The organism is Brevibacillus brevis (assembly GCF_001039275.2).
In the GTDB taxonomy this organism is placed as follows: Bacteria; Bacillota; Bacilli; order Brevibacillales; family Brevibacillaceae; genus Brevibacillus; species Brevibacillus brevis_C.
In genome coordinates, this window is sequence record NZ_CP030117.1 from 5,352,941 (window position 1) to 5,372,500 (window position 19,560).

The window sequence follows — 19,560 nt, forward strand, 5'->3', positions numbered from 1 at the left end:
GGCTTATTTCTCCTCTTTTACTTTGCGAAATCTCGGTTTCACTGGCTGAATGAGATAGATGGAAAGTAAAAGGCAGAACAGTGTAATGATCCCGAAAAACAGGCTGTAAACCGCATACGGGTCCACATTCCCAATCCTGATCTGCGGCCCTTCTTCAAAAATATTTAACATCGCAAACAATGGATTGAAATTATGCAGGAGATCAGGCCAGTCTGGCATAGTCGCGGATGATATACCACCCGACCTGCGCTGGTACCGAATGAACTCTTTGATAATTTCCGCCAGTATGCTCGATCCAATCGCATATCCGAACACCACGGCATAAGTGACAACCGTAGCGATACCTGTCCGTTTGATCAGCGTGGACATGAGCACACCGATGCTGCCGATTCCAAACATCGTAATGACGTAAAAACCAAACACCTTGATCACTTGTGCAGGTGAAATTCCTCCATACAAAAAGACGATGGCATAGAGCGGGATGGTCGCTATAACCAGGAAGGTCATGAAGCTGAGCGACGCCAGCCATTTGCCTAAAATCAATCGTGTGGCGCTGACATTCGTGGTCAACAGCACACTCAACGTCTGGCGTTCGCGCTCACCGGAAATCACACCTGCCGTCAGTCCTGGCACGACGAAGCAGATCATCCCGAGCTGAAACACTGACAGCATCATGAACAACTCGCGTGTATCATTCGGGTTGTAATAGCTGCCGCCGTTTGTCATAAAGAAAATCAGCGTAAGCGTCATTGCGCCCAAAACAAGCAAATATAACAGGATGATCCACGGTGACCGATTGGTCCGCATTCTCATTTTCCATTCGTTGAACAAGACAGGGTTGCGAAATCGTCTCAAGTCGCTCATGAGCCCACCCCTTTCGTAATTTCCAGGAAGATTTCTTCCAAATCACCAACTGCCTCATTAAACGCGGCCACAGGATAGCCTGACACCGCAAGCTCCCGCAGCAGCTCAACCTGTTCTTCGTCATTGCCTGAAAAGCCCGCAACGACCCAGTTCCCTTCGCGTGTCACCCTGGTAATAACGGGCATCTCACACAAGCGCGTCATTGCTTCATCAACCCGATCCAACAGGCGGATGCGCAATACCCGCTGTTCTTGCATTTTCGAGTAAATCTCATCGACTCGTCCAAAGGCAACCAGATTGCCTTCCTCCACAATCCCGATGACATCGCACATCTCCGCTAGCTCAGGCAATATGTGCGAGCTAATGATAATCGTCTTGCCCATGTCCCGCAGTTCCTTCAAAATCTCCCGCAGTTCGATACGTGCCCGCGGGTCCAAACCAGAAGCCGGTTCGTCCAAAATGAGCACTTCCGGATTGTGAACCAGCGAGCGAGCCAGTCCGAGGCGCTGCTTCATCCCCCGCGACAACGAGTCGACGTAGGCATCCCGCTTGTGCGTGAGATTGACCAGCTCCAATAACTGCGGAATGATTTGTTTTCGCTCTGCTGCCGGAATATCGTAGTTCGCGCCGTAAAAATCGAGGTACTCTTCTGCTGTCAAATTGTCGTACACACCAAAAAAGTCAGGCATGTAGCCGATCAGCTTGCGTACTTCCTTTGGATGCCTGGTCACTTCATAGCCGCCTACGTATGCTTTCCCACTGGTCGGCTCCAATAAAGTCGCCAAAATGGACATCGTCGTCGATTTTCCTGCCCCGTTCGGACCAACGAAACCAAAAACGGTACCCTTGTCAATTTCGAGCGAAAGTCCTTTTAACGCTTCCATTTTGCCGTAGCGCTTGCGCAAATTTTGGATCTGGATCATTTCTTGCTCACCTTCCCTTCCACACTGACACTTGGAACCCCAATGTGGCGTTCATCCTCAAACTGGTGGGCAAATTTGATGCGGACAATGCCGTCGCCCGAAACATAAGTAGTGGTCTTGTCGCTTGTCATCACGTTGTTCATGAATGCTTTTTCAAATGGTTCGAAAGCTTTTGTCTTCCAGTTGTAAACCTCTTTTTCAAATGTCGTATTGTCCTCTGACCAGGTGTACAGATACAAATTGCTGATGGCAAGCTCCTGTCCTTCCTGATTCAGATTGATGTCAAAGGTAATATCCCCCGCAGGAAGTCTAAAGCCATCGCCGAAGTCATCTACCGGAACAGAACTGCCTGACATCGTCACATCAAACGATCCCGTCGGATAATAAATGTGTCCGTCCTTGGATGGATTCACTTGCAGCGTCGAAGTGACCATAGCAATGCTGCTTTTCTCCGTATTTTCGTTTGGTACGACAGCCTCAACAACTTGCTCATCGGTCCAGCCCACGAGTTTTACCACTTCTGACGGACCACTACGTTTGTCCATCATGTCCAGCATTTCTACAATGAGTTGCTCACGCGTTTCTCTTCCATAGCCATTCGATTGCATATGCTGCGGCAGTGCATGCCCCGTATTCATCCGATGTTGGTTCCGTCTTGCTTGTTGTTGAGGGGCAAAGGGCAAGTTCACTTCGATACTGCTGCCAGCCGCCAACTGTGGAAACTCTTGTACCTGCATACCGGTTGAGATCGTCACATCTCGCAGCGAGTACTTCGTATTGTTTGTCACAGTTCCTTTCAGTGCGCCGTTCTCATAGGACAGATTCGATTCTATCTTCCCTACTTCCGATAAGGATTGCTCCGTCGCAACCTTGCGCATCGACCAGAATTCTACATCTCGGAAATCAATATGGGTCTGATCTGGCTGTATGGAAATCCACGTTTTCGGAACTTGATCAATATAATTGCTTTCAATGATGGGTTCAGTCATACCCTCTCCCTTTAAAGTCAAACGATAGTCGTCATTTCTCGGTACGAATAATGCGGATACGCTTATCGCATTCGCCTGTCCATTGTTTTGCAGCTCAACATAACCTACCTGGTGCAGCTTTACACCCACACCGCGTTGGATGGCACCAATCGAGAAGATTCCGATTCCCGCCAGCACCGAAAGGGCAGGGACGATGACCCACATGTAGCTTTGCTTGCGTCCTCTCCGCAAAATATAGAAAAGAACTGGGCCTACAACCAGGGCATAAATTCCGAAAAATACAGCGAACCAGCCAACCTCCGGAATTTTTAAGGATGGGACTCGATCAGCAGCATCCCGAAGCGGCCATACGTTGTCGATCATGCTCATATTGGAAGCGTTGAGGGAAGAACCGAAAGCCTTTACTAATGTATCTGCCCAAAAGCGGCTGTTTCCTGCCCAGCTCGCTACTGGTTCTGCGGCCAAATCATAGGCGACGTACAATACTTTTCCAGCTCCCACGGTATGTACGGCCATCAACGGAATATTTCCTTCGCTGTACAGAACTTTCCCTGCCTTCAATGTCCCATTGCTTACAGTAAAGGGGGATGTCAGTGCAATCGGATTGGTCTTATCCACTTTTAAACTGGAGAGTGTCTGTACGCTCGTCACTCCTGTCACTTCTACTGGTGACAAGTCACCCAAAACGCCTCCGGATTTCTTGTACTGTGCTCCCCCGGCTAAAATCAGCATCCCGCCAGATTTCGTCCAATCCCGAATCGCTTTGATCTGCTGTTCATTCAATGAATCCAGAGCAAAATTGTTGATGACGAGCATATTAATCATCTGGAGCTGTGTACCTGTCACTGGCATATTTTCTGCCTTCATCGTCAAAAGCTGGACAGGGTTATGAATAGAGCCTTTCGGCAGTACACCAAGGAAGTTAGCTGTGTCGGGGTTTTCTGCCAACACACCGATCATCAGCGTATCTTCGCTGTATGAATTGCCTGTTACCGGCGTTTGCGCGATCATCTTGTTATTTTGCATCAAGGCCACAAAAGAACTGCCACGCAACTCTGATCCAGGAACGAGAACCGTTACCTGCTTGGTCACTCCGCTTGCAATCGAGACCGGCTGATAATTGGCAACTGCGAAGCGTCTGTCCCCCCGTTCGTCAGTGGCGACAAACAGTTCCCCTTCGATATCCGCCCCTCCATTTTTCACCGTGACGACAACGGGAACCATTCCCGTTTGCCTGTACTTTCCTTCAATTCCGACTGTTACTCCCAGCTGAATGTTTCCCTCTGCCAAGGCTGTCCCCGTTAATCCTAAAGGAACACCTGCTACCATCAGGAGGAACGCACAGAAGGCCAGGAGCAATCGCTTGCACTGCGCTGTTTTCATTCGTTCAAAACCTCCACGGACCATTCTTTTTTCTTCCTATCTTTTCATCTCATACAGTTATTGACGTTATTTCCAGACAAATAGCTACAATTTTTTTCAAAATGAAGTCGATTGATCGACAAGTGCAAAAGGATTTTAGACATCTGTTGGAAAATTATTCTCCTAACATAGCAGGCATGAACAAGAAAGAGTGGTGAAATGTAAATGTCTACGTTTTCTTGGAATTTGCGTGATGACTTGCATGAATTTGATCTCGGAGAATCACAGGCAAGCCCAGACGTATGGGCAAACCGCGAAGCCCTTTACTTGGAGGGGATGGGAGCTCCTGTTTTCCTTCGTCAGGCTGTCCCCTATCCCTGCTTTCGACTGCAAGCGGAAGTCGCCATACCAAAACAAGTAGGATTTGTCGGGCTCGTTTTTGGTGCGCGAGATGTGCATAATTACGAGCTGGTGTACCTCGCTCCGGAAGAAATTCAGTATGATCCGATCATGAATGGGTCCATGACGTGGCAAATTTATAACGGCCCTGGGTATCAAAAGCCGTTGTCTTACACAATTGGGGAATGGAAGACGCTTGCTGTGGAGGTTCAAGCAAACCAGGCTGTCGTGTATTTGGGAGAAGACCCTGCGCCTCAGTTGTTCATTTCCCATCTACAGCATGGAACTTCACTTGATAAAATCGGCTTCTGGAACTACTTGCCTGCCTACATTCGGAATCTATCGGTAACAGAAATCGCCCCGACCGATGCCTTGCATACCAAGACAGATCGGCAACAGCTCACAGCGGAGGGTTATCTTACGGAATGGCTCATTTCAAAGTCGTACATCGCTAGTGATCAGTCTGTTGTCTTGACAGATTGGACAAGTGCAGTCGTCGAAGAAAATGGGACACTCAATTTCAATCGACTCTTCCCAGCAAAGCCTGGGATGACTGTACAAGCCAAAAGCACGATTACGGTTCCCCATGAGACTGTGACTCAACTCCATTTTGGCTACAGCGATCATCTGCGACTTTGGGTGAATGAAGAGGAAGTGCATCAGGGCGTGTGGAGATGGAATCCACCAGTGAGTGACGGACGAATTCGAAGCAAGTACGCCCAAGTATCTGTTCGCCTCCACGCAGGGGTAAACACGGTTCGGGCAGAGATCATGAATCAAGAGCAATTTGGCTGGGGAATTTGTGTGAAGGCAAGACAGAATGAAAAATAGAAAAAACGTCAGGATCATGCTCTGACGTTTTTTCGTAATCCTTCTATGACATGCCATACCCTACATCCTGAAGTCTCGCCGTATCAAACATATCGGCTATCGCCTGATGCACATGAGGCGGATACTCCGCCAGTCGATGACACAAGTACAAGTACCACTCTGTCCCATATGTGAGGTACAAGCGCACTGGAACCCCTTTTTCTCGCAAAACATGAGCCAGCTCAGGGCGAACCCCGTATAACAGCTCGACCTCTACATTCGGTCGATGCAAATAGTCTCGACCGTCTAGCTCGTCTACAATCGCTTGGTCGTGCGTGGCGAGTGAGCATTCACGCCCAGCTCGTACACACATATCAGCCAGCTCCAGGTATCGTTCGTTCAACTCCACTGAACGCCCCAATGCGATTTCCTGAGGTTCCTTGAATGCGCCTTTAACCAAACGTATTTTCCCAGGGAGTCCGAGCACCCTTTTCACATCATCCAGCGAGCGGTGCAAGTGTGCTTGAATCGTAATGCCCACATTTTCGTGTCGCTGTGCCAAGCGCTCATACATGCTAATGATCGCCTCTGTTTTCGCCGATTCCTCCATGCTGATCATCAAATAGTGGCCGCTATGTCTCGCCCGCTCTGCCAACTCTTCTACGTGGGCAAACGCCAGCTCTTTATCCAGTAACAAGCCGAGATGGGACAGATCAAAGGAGATTCCGACTGGTGTATGTAGTTGGGAGCAATCCGCAGTTAGCGCAAGAAACTCCCGCTGCGCTTCATGTACAATCTGCGAATCCAGCGTATTTTCACCAATGTGTTCAATTGATAGACGGTAGCCCAATTTTTCCAGGCGTTGGGCTATTTTTATTGCATCCGCACGCGTTTCGCCTGTCACATAACGTTTCGCAGCAGTCAAAAGCAACGGATATAGCAAGGGCGATGTTTTGACGGCTTCCTTGATTCGTTCATCACGGGCGATTGTACGTAAAATGTCTGCGGTTCTTCTCTCTTCTGGCGTCATCCTTCTCTCTCCTTTGGCAGTGGCATATCTCTTCTCTTCTATCACCCTACCATGGTACGCTTGTATGGATTAGGTCCAGTTTCCCACAATTTCGAGAGGACCAGTTGCGTAAGGAGGCTCACACAGCTTGCTCTGGATAACCATTGACCGAGAGAAACCGATTCCGTTAATCAGACAAATTTATTCTGAATTGCGCACAAAGATTTTGAGCGGAGAACTTGCAGCCGGCTTCAAGCTTCCATCTACCCGAAAAGTAGCAAGCGAACTGCACCTCTCTCGCAATGTGGTACTAGAGGCATACGAGCAGCTACTAGCCGAGGGCTACATCGAGAGCAGACGTGGCTCCGGGTATTTCATTGCCTCGGGCATTTATTTGGAACAGCACGCCCGGATGACAGAGGCAGGGGCTGGGTTGCCGAAAGTGGACCAGCATTTCAACGAAGACGAGAGCAAGCTAATCGATTTTCGTTCTGGTGTTCCTGCTCTGGAGCGTTTTCCTCGCAACCTCTGGGGCAAAACTGTCCAGCGTGTCTGTCAAGAAGCACCGCTATCAGTCTTTGGCTATAATCGTCCCGAGGGACGTACGGAGCTGCGCACGATTTTATGTCGCTATTTGTATCGAACACGTGGCGTGCAATGTGACCCCGAGCAAATCATTATGACATCCGGGGCTACTCAGGCGCTCACCCTGATTGCCAATGTGCTTCTGCGTCCTGATAGTCACGTAGTCATCGAGGACCCGATCACGCACGATATCCAAAGTATTTTCACCAGGACAGGCGCTCGTTTACTGCCTGTTCCGACAGATACCTACGGGATGGATATGGAACAGCTACCGTCATTGTCTGCCCATCGCCCCCGCTTCGTATTTGTCACGCCTTCCCATCAGTTCCCGCTAGGCGGCACCATGCCCATCCAGCGAAGACTTCAACTCATTCGTTATGCACGGGAAGCTGACTGCTACATTGTCGAGGATGATTACGACAGCGAGTTTCGTTACGAAACTGCTCCTATCAGCTCCATTCAGGGACTTGCCTCGGAGCGTGTTATCTACATCGGTTCCTTTAGCAAAATCCTTTCTCCCGGACTGCGTCAGGGATACCTCGTCCTGCCAAAAGCATTGGTAGCCTCCTACCAGCAGGCAAAATGGCTATCCGATTTGCACGCCCCTTCGATTGATCAGCTTGCCCTCGGGGTTTTTATCGAGGAGGGGCATCTAGAGAAATTCGTGAATCGCGTAAAAAAGCTGTACAAAAAACGCCGTCAATGCTTGATTGATGCTCTTCAACTGGCTTTTGGTGATGGCATTCGCATTTGGGGGGAGGCCGCTGGACTGCACATCGTAGCTGCTTTTCCCATGGTTCACTTCACACCTGACGTCCTGGCTGCGCTGGAGCAAGCCGGAGTGCGTGTCTACCCGGTCGAGGAGCACGCCATTGTCAAAGGCAATCATACAGATAAAATCATTCTCGGATACGGCAATATCAATGAGGCACAGATCGAAGAAGGGGTCGAGAGGATTAGGGCTGTTTTAACGAGAATGCTTGCAGATTCTCCATGATTTCCACCCTCTTTCCTTCTCAATTCCCCAAAAGAAGAGCCAAATCTCTCGAATCCATCTCAAGATTTGGCTATCGTTCTCCTATTTATCTGTTAGCGAAAGCGTCCGCAGCAGCCAGGGGGGCACCAACGACAGTGATCCGGGCATCTCCGTCTGTGGTCAAACTCCCAACTCCGGTAAGGTCTCTGCCATTCTCCTCCACGATCCCATCCTGGTGGCCGTTCCCGATCTCTTTGCCAAGGGTAATAAGAAGAATGTCCTTCCCGCGAAGAGTACGAGGATTGCCATTGAGAGCTTTGATAATTCACGCAACCGCCTTCTTTCCTCTTATTTTTGCTGACTATATGTGTATATGCACGGTGACGTTCATCCGCATAGACTACTGACCGTTATACAAAGAAAAGGGTATCTACCTACCTCCTCTATCATCGTCATCTACCTATTTTCTTATAGGACAAACACCAAAAAACCGGTATTCCTACGAACAGGAATGACCGGCTTTTGACTACCCTGATATGCTCTTAAGATTTCGTCCACAGCTCTCTGCGAGAAGTGGTTACAGATGTCGCACCGGCAAGAATAGCGCGATCGACATCTTCCATTGTGCGAATAAATCCTCCAGCGATAACTGGAATCTTGGTTCGTACAGTGATTTCTTCGATCAGATGGGGAATGATTCCTGGCAAAACCTCGACGTAATCCGGCTTGGTTCTCTCCAACTGAGTAAGGCTGCTATCTAATGCCATCGTATCAATGAGAAAAAGTCGTTGGATAGAAATGAGTCCTTTTTTCTTGGCGGCAAGAACGGCACTGTTCCGTGTGGTGATGATTCCTTCAGGCTGTGCTTCTTGCGCAAGAAACTCCATCGCATACTCATCAGACTTCAAGCCGTCTATGAGATCAGCATGGATCAGCAGTTTTTTCCCGAACGCTCTGGCCCGTTTTCCCAGCGGCTTTACTTGTGCTACATGAGCATTCAGCAAAATAATGCGCTCGTAGCAGCTTTCCATGAGTTCATCAAATTCTTTTAATGTCCGGGCTGCTGGAAGTATGACTTGATTGATCTGGTTTGCCAATCACGAATCACCCCTATTGAAATGTTTTCGCAAGATGATATTCCTCTTCAAACGCTTTTATTTCATGTTCTTTCCTCTCATCCGACCATTGCAGCTCTTGAGCGAGCTCTTCTCCCACCAATCGATACACAGGCTCCAGTGTATCCCTCTCAAAGAATAGTCTGCCACTACGACGAATCAGAAAATCGCTCATGGTCATGACCATTTCTTCCTTTACAGCGTAGCGCAGTTCTGCTTTCAGCAGTGCTTCGATCGGAGACACATTTTGAGCATTTTGTGTCAAAAGCTCCTGGCACATCGTTACGATTTGCTCACTGTTGCTGCCATATTTCCCGACCAGGACGCGGATTTGTTCCTCGGTGATTCCCCATTGGCGAAGTCGCTCTGCCTGTGCTTTCACAAATACAGGAATCTTGGCTGCGGAGTCAAATTTTCCGCCAGCGAGGACGATTTTGTCTGTCCGACAAGCTTCAAATGCTCTGCCTTCTTCTTCGGTCAACTGCTTGACCACCACATCCACAATGCGCTCGGCCATTTTGCGGAAGCCCGTCAATTTTCCACCTGCGATCGTAATCAACCCGCTTTTGGAGTAAAAAATCTCGTCCTTGCGTGACAATTCGGATGGGGATTTGCCATCTTCATGGATTAGCGGTCTGAGTCCTGCCCAACTGGAGCTGACATCCTGTTCCGTCAGCTTCACAGAAGGGAACATCTCGTTCGCGGCATTCAGTACATACTGCATGTCTTCTCTCGTCACCGTTGGCCGCTCCAGCACACCTTTGTAATTCGTGTCAGTGGTACCGATATACGTACTGTTATTGCGCGGAATGGCAAACAGCATGCGCCCATCGGATACATCGAAATAAACGGCCTGCTTCAACGGCAGTCTGTTATATGGTACGACCAGATGGACACCTTTTGTCAGGTGGAGGCGCTTGCCGTACAGGGAGTGGTCTTTTTCTCGAAGCTGATCTACCCAAGGACCTGCTGCGTTGACGATTTTTTTGGCATGGAGGGAGTACTCCGTACCTGTAAGCAAATCCTTCGCGCGAATCCCGATGACTTTGCCGTTTTCATAAATAAAGCCAATGGCTTCCGTATAGTTCACGCAGAGCGCTCCGTACGAGCTTGCTGTTTTCATGACCTCAACTGTAAGCCTAGCATCATCTGTCCGATATTCGAAATAGAGTCCGCCGCCCTTGAGAATATCGCGGCGCAACAGTGGTTCTGCCTCCACGGTTTTCTGTTTGTTCAGCATGATGCGTCGTTCTTTTCTCTCGACTCCAGCGAGCACATCGTATACATACAACCCAATAGAGGTTGCCAGCTTGCCATAGGTACCATTTTTCACGATAGGCAAAATCATTTTTTCCGGGATGACGATATGTGGCGCATTGCGATACAAAATAGCTCGCTCTCGGCCTACTTCCCGCACCAGTTGCACATCGCCCTGCTTCAAATAGCGCAATCCTCCATGAACGAGCTTGGTAGAGCGACTACTGGTTCCCGCAGCGAAGTCCTGTTTTTCCACCAGTCCAACGCTCAGACCTCTCGCGGCTGCGTCGAGGGCAATCCCCGCTCCCGTCACCCCACCGCCAATCACCAAAAGATCGAGTTGTTTGCTTGCCATTTTATCCAGACAAGCCTGGCGTTGACTTGATGATAGTGCATGTTGATCGTTCATCGTTCTTCTCATCCTCTCTAAAAGAAAAAGACAGCCAATATCCAAAAGAAGCAATGCAATGTCATTGCTCTTCTGATACTGGCTGTCTCCGTAGTCTCCACAGCATGATTAACTTATCTTTAACTTTAGACCTCTTTTACACAAAAATCAATGCCTAATCTTGTAACCCATCGTTGCCGTAACAGCTTGCTTCCAACCTGCGTACAGCCCCTGGCGCACTTCCTCCGCCATATCTGGTGAGAAGGAGCGCTCCACCACTTTATTATTCACAATATCTTCCTTGCTACCCCAATACCCGACGGCAAGCCCTGCCAGGTAAGCTGCTCCCAGCGCGGTCGTTTCATTGACACGCGGACGCTCAACCTCTGTATTCAGGATGTCGGACTGGAACTGCATCAAAAAGTTATTCGCCACGGCTCCACCGTCTACTGCCAGCTTTTGCAGCCGGATGCCGGAATCAGCCTCCATCGCTTCAAGCACATCCCGTGTCTGATAAGCCAGAGACTCCAACGCTGCCCGAATCAAATGATCTTCCGTTGTTCCGCGGGTCAAGCCAAAGATCGCGCCTCTTGCTTCCATATCCCAATACGGTGCTCCCAGTCCGACAAAGGCTGGAACCATATAAACACCATCTGTCGTGTCAACAGCGAGTGCGTGCTTCTCCGAATCCGATGATTTTTCGATCAGCTTGAGTCCGTCACGCAGCCATTGAATCGCCGCACCAGCCACAAAAATACTGCCTTCCAGGGCGTACTCTACCTTGCCATCCACACCCCAGGCAATGGTCGTCAACAACCCGTTTTTGGATGCAACTGCCTTTTCTCCTGTATTCATCAGCATGAAGCAACCTGTTCCGTAAGTGTTTTTGGCCTGCCCTTCCGCAAAGCACGCCTGCCCAAACAAAGCAGCCTGCTGGTCTCCGGCAATCCCGGCAATCGGAATCTGGAATTCGAAGAGCTTCTCGTCAGTGTAGCCATACAATTCGCTGGAAGGACGGACAACTGGCAGCATGGCTTTCGGAATTTGCAGCATGTTCAACAGCTCGTCGTCCCACTCCAGGGAATGAATATTGAACATCAACGTGCGCGAAGCGTTGGAATAGTCGGTCACATGCACAAGGCCATTAGTCAGCTTCCAAATCAGCCACGTATCAATGGTTCCAAACAAGAGGTCGCCTTTCTCGGCTCTCTCCCGTGCTCCCTCCACATGATCGAGCAGCCATTTTACCTTTGTCCCGGAAAAGTAGGCGTCAATCAACAATCCTGTCTTTTCACGAACGGTTTGCTCATAGCCTTGCTCTTTCAACTGGTTGCAAATATCGATGGACTGTCTGCTTTGCCATACAATCGCATTGTGAATCGGCTTGCCCGTGTGCTTATCCCATACCACCGTGGTTTCCCGCTGGTTGGTAATCCCGATCCCTGCGATTTCTTCCGGTTTCACATGATTTTCCAGTAAAACCGCTTTCAAAACCTCTAGCTGCGATTCCCAGATTTCCTCGGCATTATGCTCCACCCACCCCGGCTTCGGATAGATTTGCGTGAATTCCTTCTGGGCAACACCGATAATGGCACCGGATTTATCGAATAAGATAGCGCGAGAGCTCGTCGTTCCCTGATCGAGGGAAAGCATGTATTTATTTTCCATGATAACTGTTCCTCCTTCACTCATATGGAATCGCCTTCATTCTTACCTTTATGTCTAGGAACGCGCACTTTCGGATGCGATTCGCTCCTTGCTGTCGATTGATTTTTTGGTTGTCATTCCGACCACGATGGCAATCACCATGAAAGCCGCTAATGCTATTACACCTGTCAGCGAATGATCTGTAAACGTCCATTTGTAAAAAAACGCTCCACTTACTGCTCCAATGATAGGTCCAACAACAGGAATCCATGCATAGCGCCAGTTGGACTTTCCTTTGCCGTGGATGGGCAAGAGAGCATGAGCGAGACGAGGTCCCAGGTCACGGGCTGGATTGATCGCATAACCAGTAGTACCACCAAGAGACAAACCGATTGCGACAATCAGAAAGCCGACGATAAACGGATTCAGTCCTTCTGCAAATTTATTCGCTCCGATCGCCAGTAGACCGAGCACCAAGAAAAACGTACCTAAAATTTCGCTAAACAGATTCGCGACTGTATTAGGAATCGCTGGACCTGTTGCAAATACGCCTAATTTGGCTCCTGCATCACTCGTCTCACGCCAATGCGGGTAATAAAATATCCAGACGAATGTCGCTCCCATAAACGCCCCAATCAGTTGAGCCGCTACGTAGCCCGGCACATGCTCCCACGGAAATTGACCGATGCTTGCCAGTGCAATCGTAAGTGCCGGATTCAAATGCGCTCCACTAATGCTTCCTACTGCATACGCTCCGCACGCAACTGCCAGCCCCCAGCCCAGTGTAATCACAATCCAGCCGCCGTTTTGGGAATACGCCTTTTTCAAGTTCTGTCCGGCGCAAACACCTGCCCCCAAAATGATCAAGATCATCGTCCCGATCAATTCCCCTACATAAATAGACATGCCCCCATCCTCCCCCTTTTTGGAAAAAACGTAAACCCATTCCGGTAAAGCGCTTACAATACGCTAACTCCTTTGTGGTTTGTTTGGAGAGAAAATAAAAAAGCTAATACTCGCTAAACAAGAGCCAATGCCCTCATTTTGCAAATATTAGCTGATCTCCCAATCTCCACAGCACTATTAACTTAAGACCTACTATATAGCCACTGCTCAAAATTTGTCAAGAATTCCTTTCCTTCGCTTTTGCCAGTTCTCGCATCAAGCCCGGCAAAAAGAATAACGGGTAAATCAGCAGGTACAGGTTCGGAATCCACCAGGACCAATCGAAATCTGTTTTGAACGCCCAAAAAGCGATCGCCTGCAAACCCGAGCAGGATGTCAAAACAAGCGACAGCATGGCAAGCGGCTTCCAGATGTTGCGCCCTCTGCGATAGGCGTACAGACTGGCAAAGCCCGTGATGGAAATAAAAATATCCAATGGAAAAAAGGACAGGTTCCATGCGAGCAAATTGGGGTCGTAGTAATCCTGATACAGGTATTCCACAGGGAGGAGCTCCAAAAAAGTAATGAGCCAGTATACGACAAAAGCCACATCGGTGACCCAGAAGAACACTAGCATTGCCCTTACATTTTTCTCACTCATTTCGCCTCAGCTACTCCTGTATCTTTCGAAGATTGTGCGTGAGAGGAGTCTCCCAGATTCAGCAGCACACAACCTACGATGATCAGTCCGACAGCAATTACTTTTTTGACAGTGAAGGCATCCTTGAAGATCACCACACCAATGACCGCGATGATCGCAGTGCCAAGACCCGACCAGATGGCATAGGCAGTCCCGACCTCCATTTCCTTGAGCGCCAGGCTCAGCGACGAGAAGCACAAAATATAAAAGATAAACATCATCACACTGGGGACAGGCTTGCTCAGCCCGTCAGACAGCTTCATCGATGTTGTTCCAGCCACCTCTAGTAAAATGGCCATTAATAGATAGACCCAACTCATTTTGTTCCTCCTACTTACTTGTTTGAAAACGATGAATCTACGATGCCGCCTAGTAAAATATCGATGACCGCATCCAGTGCATCGCCAATCGTCACATGATGCTGGTTGGCCAACTGCTGATCAATCAACTGGTTAAGCGTCCCGGTATACATCTGAATCAGGATCGGAAGCTGGATTCGACGAAACACGCCCTCCTCTACCCCTTGCTCCAGAATGATCCGAACATGCTCCCACTCCTGTTGGTTGAACTCGTCGATCAGCTTCCATTGCTCGGGATAGAAGCGCTTCAGCTCGTACCATACGCGCAGGTCCGTTCGTGAGAAATTGTTCGGGACCAGTGCGAGCAGCTGCCGCATCTTCTCAACCAAATCGAGGTCAGGATCATGTAAAACCTGATCTTCCGCTTTACGCAAATCCTCGATGTTTTCTTCAATGACTTTGGTAATCAAGGCTTCTTTCGATGGAAAGCTCGCATACAACGTCTTGGTGCTAACGCCTGCGCGCCGAGCTAAATCGGACATGGTAAAACGGACGCCCTTGGTCTCAATCTCATGATAAGCGCATTGTAGAATTCGTTCCTGCATGTTCTTGCCCCCTCTCGAAAACAAGGAAAATATTTTGTTTTTCATATTTTCCAAAAGGTACTCTTAGCATAACGGCGTACCCATGCATTGTCAACTGTCGCCAAACCACGCTTGGCTCAGTGCCTCGATACCGGGATCGATATTTTCCAATGGAATGCCCGCGAAGCCGAGGAAAAACTCTTTTGGCAAGGGATTAGGTGGCACCAGCCATGTAAACGATGCGGACGAGGCTCTCACGCCTGCTTGAATCGCCAGCTTTTTCAACTCCTCTTCACTTCGCACGCTGTTTACCCGCAGCAGAACGTGAAAACCAGCATCGGTTCCGATGACTGTCGCTCTTTCGCCAAAATGCTTGTGCACAGCCAGCAGCAGCGCATCATGCTTTTTACGGTACAGCTTGCGCATTTTGCGGACATGCTTTTCGAAATATCCTTTTTCCATAAAGGCTTCCATCGTCCGCTGATGCAGTCGGGATGAAGATGGTTCCAGCAATGTCTCACGTAGCAGGCTGTAGTAGGTATCCAGCAGAGATTCTGGCAAGACCATGTACCAAATGTCTAGAGCAGGCGCCAATACCTGCGCAAAGCTCCCCATATAGATAACATTCGCATGCGGGAGCAAGCCCTGCATGGACGGAATCGGTCTGCCATGGTAACGAAACTCTCCGTCGTAATCGTCTTCGATGATGTATCCTCCCACATTTTTGGCCCATTCGAGCAATTGCAGCCGCTTGGATATGGGCATGATCATCCCACACGGGTATTGATGAGCAGAAGAAACGGCAGCCAGCCCAACCCCTGACTCATATAGCTCACTGACGCTAATTCCGTCCTCTGTCAGTGAAATCGGCACCACGTCGTATCCGTGCTGGCGAAACGTATTGGCAAACAGTAAATATCCCGGATTCTCTACGCCGATGCGTTGGAACTGCGGCTTTACCATCAAACAGATCAGGGACAACAAGCCAAACTGGTCCGCCCCAATCACCACTTGATTTGGCGAACAAGCGACACCCCGGTACCTGTGCAAGTACTCAGCGATTTGCTTCCTGAGTCCAGCCTCCCCTTGCGGATCCCCATAAAAAAAATTCTCCTGCTGCTCTATGTGAAGCGTCTCATTGTACAAACGACGCCAAATCATGGTTGGAAATAACGAAAAATCATTGCGTGAGAGATGAAAGTCATAGACATACTCCCGCTCGTCACGCACCATGGGCCGCTGGATCGTTTGGGTGCTCGTACCAGCACCCGGTTTCATTTCAGGATCGGGTAATTTCTCTACGTAATACCCACTGCGCGGTTTGCTTTGGATAAAACCTTCCGCCAGCAGTTGCTGATATGCCATCTCCACGGGTGTTGTACTTACGCCCAGCAAGTCAGCCAGCTTGCGAACGGACGGCAGCTTGCTACTCACCGCCAAGCGTCCTGCGACGATTTCCTTTTTCAGATAAGCATAAAGCTGTACGTATTGTGGCTCGTTGTCGTTTTCCTGCCAGTTTGGGGTCAAGAGCATCTCGATTTCCCCCTCCATCTGTCCTTTTCATTTTTACAAAACTGCACATTTTCAAGTATACACTTGCCCGTTATCCTAAGAGAAAGAGTTTTGTACGAACAGGAGGACGACGACTATGTCTACCACACAGGAGAATACAAGTGCAGCGGTTCGCTTTTTGGAAGGGGAACGCGTCTTTTTGCGACCGATCGGCACAGAAGATACTGAATTACTTTACCGTTCCTTGTTCAACAAGGAAACACGCAAGCTGACTGGTACACAAAAGCATTTCACGCGTGAGCAAATTCACCAGTACATCGAGAACAAAGGCCAGGACTCTTCCAGTGTCCTCTTATTGATCTGCCTGTGTGAAAATGATCAAGTGATTGGCGACGTCCAGATCGGGGATATCGATCGGAATAATCGCAACGCCTTTATCCGAATTTCGATTGACCAAAATGCCCATCAAGGCAGAGGCTACGGAAGCGAAGCCCTCCTGCTGATGCTCGATTATGGTTTTGGTATCCTCAATCTGCATCGCATCGAACTAAATGTATTTTCCTTTAACGAACGCGCCATCCACACGTATGAAAAGCTCGGCTTCCAGCGTGAAGGCGTACAGCGACAAGCGCTTTATTACAACCACGCCTATCACGACTCTATTCTCATGTCCATGCTGGCAGATGAGTATCGGGCGAAGTATTTGAAATAGCAAGTGGAAAACGCACCGGGATACGGATAATCCAACCCAGGTGCGTTTTTACATTTCGGCTTGGATTCCACAGAAAAGGATTCACTGTAGGTAAATATGACCAGGGAGGAGTATAATTATTTAAATGGTAAGAAAATCCACCCGTTTCCCAGTAATCCTTTCAAGAAAGAGAGATTGATATGAAAAGAAAACTCCTGATCACCCTAAGCTTGTTCATCGTGCTGCGTGTATTGACGGGTTTCCAATCTGCATCAGCCAACACCTTACAACAGTCATTGCAATCTACCCTTGTCCCTGTTTCAAAAATGGAGCTTCCTGCAAAAACCATCATCGGGTTTGGAGAAGCTACGCATGGCAACAAGCAATTCACTACGCTGAAGCTAGATATTTTTAAGCATTTGGTAGAAAAACAAGGTTATCGCGTATTTGCCATTGAAGGTGATTTTGGCGGTGGTCAAAAGGTTAATGAATACATTTTAGGCGGCAACGGAACTGCGCAGGATGCCGCAAAAGCCATCGGATTTACGATTTACCAAACAGAAGAAATGGCTGCCCTTCTCTCTTGGATGCGCGCCTTTAATGAGCAGCGGGATGCCAAGGACCAAATTCATTTCTACGGCTTTGACATGCAACGCTATGACCATAACAAAAACGGGCTATTCTCCTATTTGAAAAAAGTTGATCCGACACTCGCATCCAAGTATGAGAAGCTGCTTACGAATCTGAATGACAAGACGGTGTATGATCAAAAGATTCCCCTCGTACAGGAAGCGCTCACCCACATAAAAAGCTTGATGGAGCAGATGAAACAAAACCAATCCGTTTACATCGCGAAAAGCTCTGAGAAAGAATATGAGCTGGCTACTGCCTTCGCTGAATCCATCAAGCAAAACGCTACACTCCGCGGAACAAACACGAACTATGGCAACACCCGTGATCGCTATATGGCGGACAAAGTGATGTGGGTTCTATCCTTTGAAAAGAAGCATTACGGTCGCAACAACATGTTCATCGCCGGACATAATGGACATATCGAAAAGACCTCTACTACCACAGGAATGACAACCTGTATGGGGGCACATCTCGCAAAAGCATTGGGGGACCACTATTACGCAATCGGAAGCGAATTCTACGAAAGTACCTTCCTTGCAAAGGACGCCACTACCAATGAGCGCAAAGCGTTTACAGTAAAAAATAGTGGCAATAATCGGCTGGCTGTTCTGTTTGCTCAGACAGGCATGGCGGATGGATTCCTTGATTTTGCCAAGACAAAGCATCATGCGGATTTTTACACCTATCTGAATAAAGCACAGTCAATCAGTGCAATCGGTGATGTTTTTAGTGGATGGTACGGAAAAATGGAGAAGATGTATACGTTGCAGATGATTCCAGCAAAAGCTTTTGATGCGATCATCTTCGTGCGAACGGCTACTCCTTCAGTTATGATAACGGATTAACGGGTAGGGACATTTGCCTGTTTATAAAATTACGGCAGCCGATTAAACAGGCTGCCGTTTTTTGAGGGTGTGCGATTATTGCTCCAATACCTTTTCAAGCTCACCGCACCAATTGCTCCAGCCATACTTGGCTCCGCCCAGTGCTTGAGCATTTGAGATTCCGGTTTGTTCGAGATGAAGGTTAATCTTTCCGTTCCCTAAATCCTGCAACGTCCAGGTGACTGTGTGCTTCTCTCCTCCACTGCACCACGTATAGGACAGCCGGTGTGGTTCTTCTACGATAAGCACTTCGCCGTCAACAATTCCATCCCAATATTCGGTCGGCTGAGTACGAAACTGAAAGTGGTGTCCGATAACGGGCTTAAAATCATTTTCCATCGCCTGTCCGGTGTGGACGTTGACCATCCATTTGGTAAGCTTGTTTGCATCGGTTAAAGCGGACCAGAGCTTCTCCATCGTTGTTTTGTACTGAAAATCCAGGGATAATGTTAAACTCATTCTTCTTCCTCCTCTAAAAATTGGTTTAAGCGCAGCATATTCGTACTCCAGAACTTCGTGTAGAAAGCCAACCAATCTTGAATTTCTCTAAGTGGAGCGGCGTTTAGCCTAAATCGCGTTTCTCTGCCGACTTTTCGGTCAAGTACCAGTCCGGCCTCTTTCAGGATTGTCAAATGTTTGGATACCGCTGTGCGCCCCATTTGAAACTGTGCCGTTAATTCATGAAGCGGTATCTCCTCTGCCTCTGCTAACAAGCGGATCAGTCGACGCCTGGTTGGGTCCGCAATCGCATCAAACACATCCCGTAACGGGTTGTTCTCGCTCACAACACTCCCTCCAAAATCTGATTTTCTGTAGTATGGTGAGGACAGCCGTTAATTTCTGCAACCTCCCTAAAGTTTGCGGCTTATCGGACGTAGCGCCCACGAGGCGATATTTAGCGCAGCATATGAAAGCGGAAGAATCATGTAAAACCCGTACTCTCCATAATCGTTCGCAAGCGCATGAGATAAAGCCGCACCAGTCATTAAAAAGAAGATACCAGCGTGAACCCATTCTTTAAGCCGGGGAAACCCTGGGATAACGAGAG

19 protein-coding genes (1 of these 19 running past the window's edge) are annotated in these 19,560 nt (G+C 48.7%); 4 read left to right on the top strand and 15 right to left on the bottom strand.

From position 1 onward, the window contains the following. Positions 1–3: 3 nt before the first annotated feature. Genes AB432_RS25900 through AB432_RS25910 form a run of 3 tightly spaced genes read right to left on the bottom strand, consistent with a single transcriptional unit; the run spans position 4 to position 4,159 of the window. Positions 4–864: an ABC transporter permease gene (locus AB432_RS25900; RefSeq protein WP_048034744.1), complete on the bottom strand. Its 861-nt coding sequence runs from the start codon at positions 862–864 to the stop codon at positions 4–6. Further along, positions 861–1,787, bottom strand: a complete 927-nt coding sequence (locus AB432_RS25905) for an ABC transporter ATP-binding protein (protein WP_048034745.1) — start codon at positions 1,785–1,787, stop codon at positions 861–863. The genes AB432_RS25900 and AB432_RS25905 overlap by 4 nt, the downstream gene beginning before the upstream one ends. Then, positions 1,784–4,159 (bottom strand): DUF7408 domain-containing protein, encoded by a 2,376-nt coding sequence (locus tag AB432_RS25910; RefSeq protein WP_235617552.1) that lies wholly within the window; start codon positions 4,157–4,159, stop codon positions 1,784–1,786. The genes AB432_RS25905 and AB432_RS25910 overlap by 4 nt, the downstream gene beginning before the upstream one ends. A gap of 204 nt (positions 4,160–4,363) precedes the next feature. Between AB432_RS25910 and AB432_RS25915 the strand changes: the two genes are divergently transcribed. Continuing rightward, a complete protein-coding gene (locus AB432_RS25915; protein WP_048034747.1) occupies positions 4,364–5,368 on the top strand; it encodes a hypothetical protein in 1,005 nt (334 codons plus the stop codon). 43 nt (positions 5,369–5,411) lie between these two features. Here the strand turns inward: AB432_RS25915 and AB432_RS25920 are convergent, their stop codons facing one another. Continuing rightward, positions 5,412–6,377, bottom strand: a complete 966-nt coding sequence (locus tag AB432_RS25920; RefSeq protein WP_048034748.1) for a proline dehydrogenase family protein — start codon at positions 6,375–6,377, stop codon at positions 5,412–5,414. Positions 6,378–6,504: 127 nt separating this feature from the next. Between AB432_RS25920 and AB432_RS25925 the strand changes: the two genes are divergently transcribed. Beyond that, positions 6,505–7,938, top strand: a complete 1,434-nt coding sequence (locus tag AB432_RS25925; RefSeq protein ID WP_048034749.1) for a MocR-like pyridoxine biosynthesis transcription factor PdxR — start codon at positions 6,505–6,507, stop codon at positions 7,936–7,938. Positions 7,939–8,459: 521 nt separating this feature from the next. On the opposite strand, the gene AB432_RS25930 is transcribed toward AB432_RS25925, so the two are convergent. The 8 genes from AB432_RS25930 to AB432_RS25965 form a co-directional block, all read right to left on the bottom strand. After that, positions 8,460–9,014, bottom strand: a complete 555-nt coding sequence (locus AB432_RS25930; protein WP_048034750.1) for a glycerol-3-phosphate responsive antiterminator — start codon at positions 9,012–9,014, stop codon at positions 8,460–8,462. Between the two features lie 13 nt (positions 9,015–9,027). Beyond that, entirely contained in the window at positions 9,028–10,698 is a 1,671-nt protein-coding gene (locus AB432_RS25935; RefSeq protein WP_048034751.1) for a glycerol-3-phosphate dehydrogenase/oxidase, read from the bottom strand. 147 nt (positions 10,699–10,845) lie between these two features. Next, positions 10,846–12,345 carry a glycerol kinase GlpK gene (glpK, locus tag AB432_RS25940; RefSeq protein WP_048034752.1) on the bottom strand — a complete coding sequence of 500 codons (1,500 nt, stop codon included), beginning with the start codon at positions 12,343–12,345 and terminating at the stop codon, positions 10,846–10,848. Between the two features lie 54 nt (positions 12,346–12,399). Next, the gene (locus AB432_RS25945; RefSeq protein WP_048034753.1) at positions 12,400–13,230 is read right to left on the bottom strand and encodes an MIP/aquaporin family protein; all 831 of its coding nucleotides are present in this window, start codon (positions 13,228–13,230) and stop codon (positions 12,400–12,402) included. A gap of 217 nt (positions 13,231–13,447) precedes the next feature. Beyond that, entirely contained in the window at positions 13,448–13,870 is a 423-nt protein-coding gene (locus tag AB432_RS25950; RefSeq protein WP_048034754.1) for a YvaD family protein, read from the bottom strand. Then, positions 13,867–14,229, bottom strand: a complete 363-nt coding sequence (locus AB432_RS25955) for a DMT family transporter (RefSeq protein ID WP_048034755.1) — start codon at positions 14,227–14,229, stop codon at positions 13,867–13,869. Before AB432_RS25955 ends, AB432_RS25950 begins: the two co-directional genes overlap by 4 nt. A 14-nt stretch (positions 14,230–14,243) precedes the next feature. Beyond that, the gene (locus AB432_RS25960) at positions 14,244–14,813 is read right to left on the bottom strand and encodes a TetR/AcrR family transcriptional regulator (protein WP_048034756.1); all 570 of its coding nucleotides are present in this window, start codon (positions 14,811–14,813) and stop codon (positions 14,244–14,246) included. 90 nt (positions 14,814–14,903) lie between these two features. After that, positions 14,904–16,325 (bottom strand): MocR-like pyridoxine biosynthesis transcription factor PdxR, encoded by a 1,422-nt coding sequence (locus tag AB432_RS25965; RefSeq protein WP_048034757.1) that lies wholly within the window; start codon positions 16,323–16,325, stop codon positions 14,904–14,906. A gap of 115 nt (positions 16,326–16,440) precedes the next feature. Between AB432_RS25965 and AB432_RS25970 the strand changes: the two genes are divergently transcribed. After that, positions 16,441–17,016 (top strand): GNAT family N-acetyltransferase, encoded by a 576-nt coding sequence (locus tag AB432_RS25970; RefSeq protein ID WP_048034758.1) that lies wholly within the window; start codon positions 16,441–16,443, stop codon positions 17,014–17,016. Between the two features lie 179 nt (positions 17,017–17,195). Next, positions 17,196–18,473: an erythromycin esterase family protein gene (locus AB432_RS25975; protein ID WP_048034759.1), complete on the top strand. Its 1,278-nt coding sequence runs from the start codon at positions 17,196–17,198 to the stop codon at positions 18,471–18,473. Positions 18,474–18,548: 75 nt separating this feature from the next. Here the strand turns inward: AB432_RS25975 and AB432_RS25980 are convergent, their stop codons facing one another. The 3 genes from AB432_RS25980 to AB432_RS25990 form a co-directional block, all read right to left on the bottom strand. Beyond that, complete coding sequence (locus AB432_RS25980; RefSeq protein ID WP_048034760.1) at positions 18,549–18,971, bottom strand: SRPBCC family protein; 423 nt, start codon at positions 18,969–18,971, stop codon at positions 18,549–18,551. Continuing rightward, positions 18,968–19,297 carry an ArsR/SmtB family transcription factor gene (locus AB432_RS25985; protein ID WP_048034761.1) on the bottom strand — a complete coding sequence of 110 codons (330 nt, stop codon included), beginning with the start codon at positions 19,295–19,297 and terminating at the stop codon, positions 18,968–18,970. Before AB432_RS25985 ends, AB432_RS25980 begins: the two co-directional genes overlap by 4 nt. Positions 19,298–19,363: 66 nt before the next feature. After that, positions 19,364–19,560 carry the 3' portion of a DoxX family protein gene (locus tag AB432_RS25990; protein ID WP_048034762.1) on the bottom strand. It continues 226 nt past the right edge of the window, so 197 of the gene's 423 nt are visible here — the last part of the coding sequence; its start codon lies beyond the right edge, outside the window — the gene reads right to left on this strand; the stop codon is at positions 19,364–19,366.

What these genes read in the sequence shown, in the direction of transcription:
- AB432_RS25900 (WP_048034744.1), bottom strand. Translation starts at nt 864, where the DNA reads ATGAGCGACTTGAGACGATTTCGCAACCCTGTCTTGTTCAACGAATGG.
- AB432_RS25905 (WP_048034745.1), bottom strand. Translation starts at nt 1,787, where the DNA reads ATGATCCAGATCCAAAATTTGCGCAAGCGCTACGGCAAAATGGAAGCG.
- AB432_RS25910 (WP_235617552.1), bottom strand. Translation starts at nt 4,159, where the DNA reads ATGAAAACAGCGCAGTGCAAGCGATTGCTCCTGGCCTTCTGTGCGTTC.
- AB432_RS25915 (WP_048034747.1), top strand. Translation starts at nt 4,364, where the DNA reads ATGTCTACGTTTTCTTGGAATTTGCGTGATGACTTGCATGAATTTGAT.
- AB432_RS25920 (WP_048034748.1), bottom strand. Translation starts at nt 6,377, where the DNA reads ATGACGCCAGAAGAGAGAAGAACCGCAGACATTTTACGTACAATCGCC.
- AB432_RS25935 (WP_048034751.1), bottom strand. Translation starts at nt 10,698, where the DNA reads ATGAACGATCAACATGCACTATCATCAAGTCAACGCCAGGCTTGTCTG.
- glpK (WP_048034752.1), bottom strand. Translation starts at nt 12,345, where the DNA reads ATGGAAAATAAATACATGCTTTCCCTCGATCAGGGAACGACGAGCTCT.
- AB432_RS25945 (WP_048034753.1), bottom strand. Translation starts at nt 13,230, where the DNA reads ATGTCTATTTATGTAGGGGAATTGATCGGGACGATGATCTTGATCATT.
- AB432_RS25950 (WP_048034754.1), bottom strand. Translation starts at nt 13,870, where the DNA reads ATGAGTGAGAAAAATGTAAGGGCAATGCTAGTGTTCTTCTGGGTCACC.
- AB432_RS25955 (WP_048034755.1), bottom strand. Translation starts at nt 14,229, where the DNA reads ATGAGTTGGGTCTATCTATTAATGGCCATTTTACTAGAGGTGGCTGGA.
- AB432_RS25960 (WP_048034756.1), bottom strand. Translation starts at nt 14,813, where the DNA reads ATGCAGGAACGAATTCTACAATGCGCTTATCATGAGATTGAGACCAAG.
- AB432_RS25965 (WP_048034757.1), bottom strand. Translation starts at nt 16,325, where the DNA reads ATGCTCTTGACCCCAAACTGGCAGGAAAACGACAACGAGCCACAATAC.
- AB432_RS25970 (WP_048034758.1), top strand. Translation starts at nt 16,441, where the DNA reads ATGTCTACCACACAGGAGAATACAAGTGCAGCGGTTCGCTTTTTGGAA.
- AB432_RS25975 (WP_048034759.1), top strand. Translation starts at nt 17,196, where the DNA reads ATGAAAAGAAAACTCCTGATCACCCTAAGCTTGTTCATCGTGCTGCGT.
- AB432_RS25980 (WP_048034760.1), bottom strand. Translation starts at nt 18,971, where the DNA reads ATGAGTTTAACATTATCCCTGGATTTTCAGTACAAAACAACGATGGAG.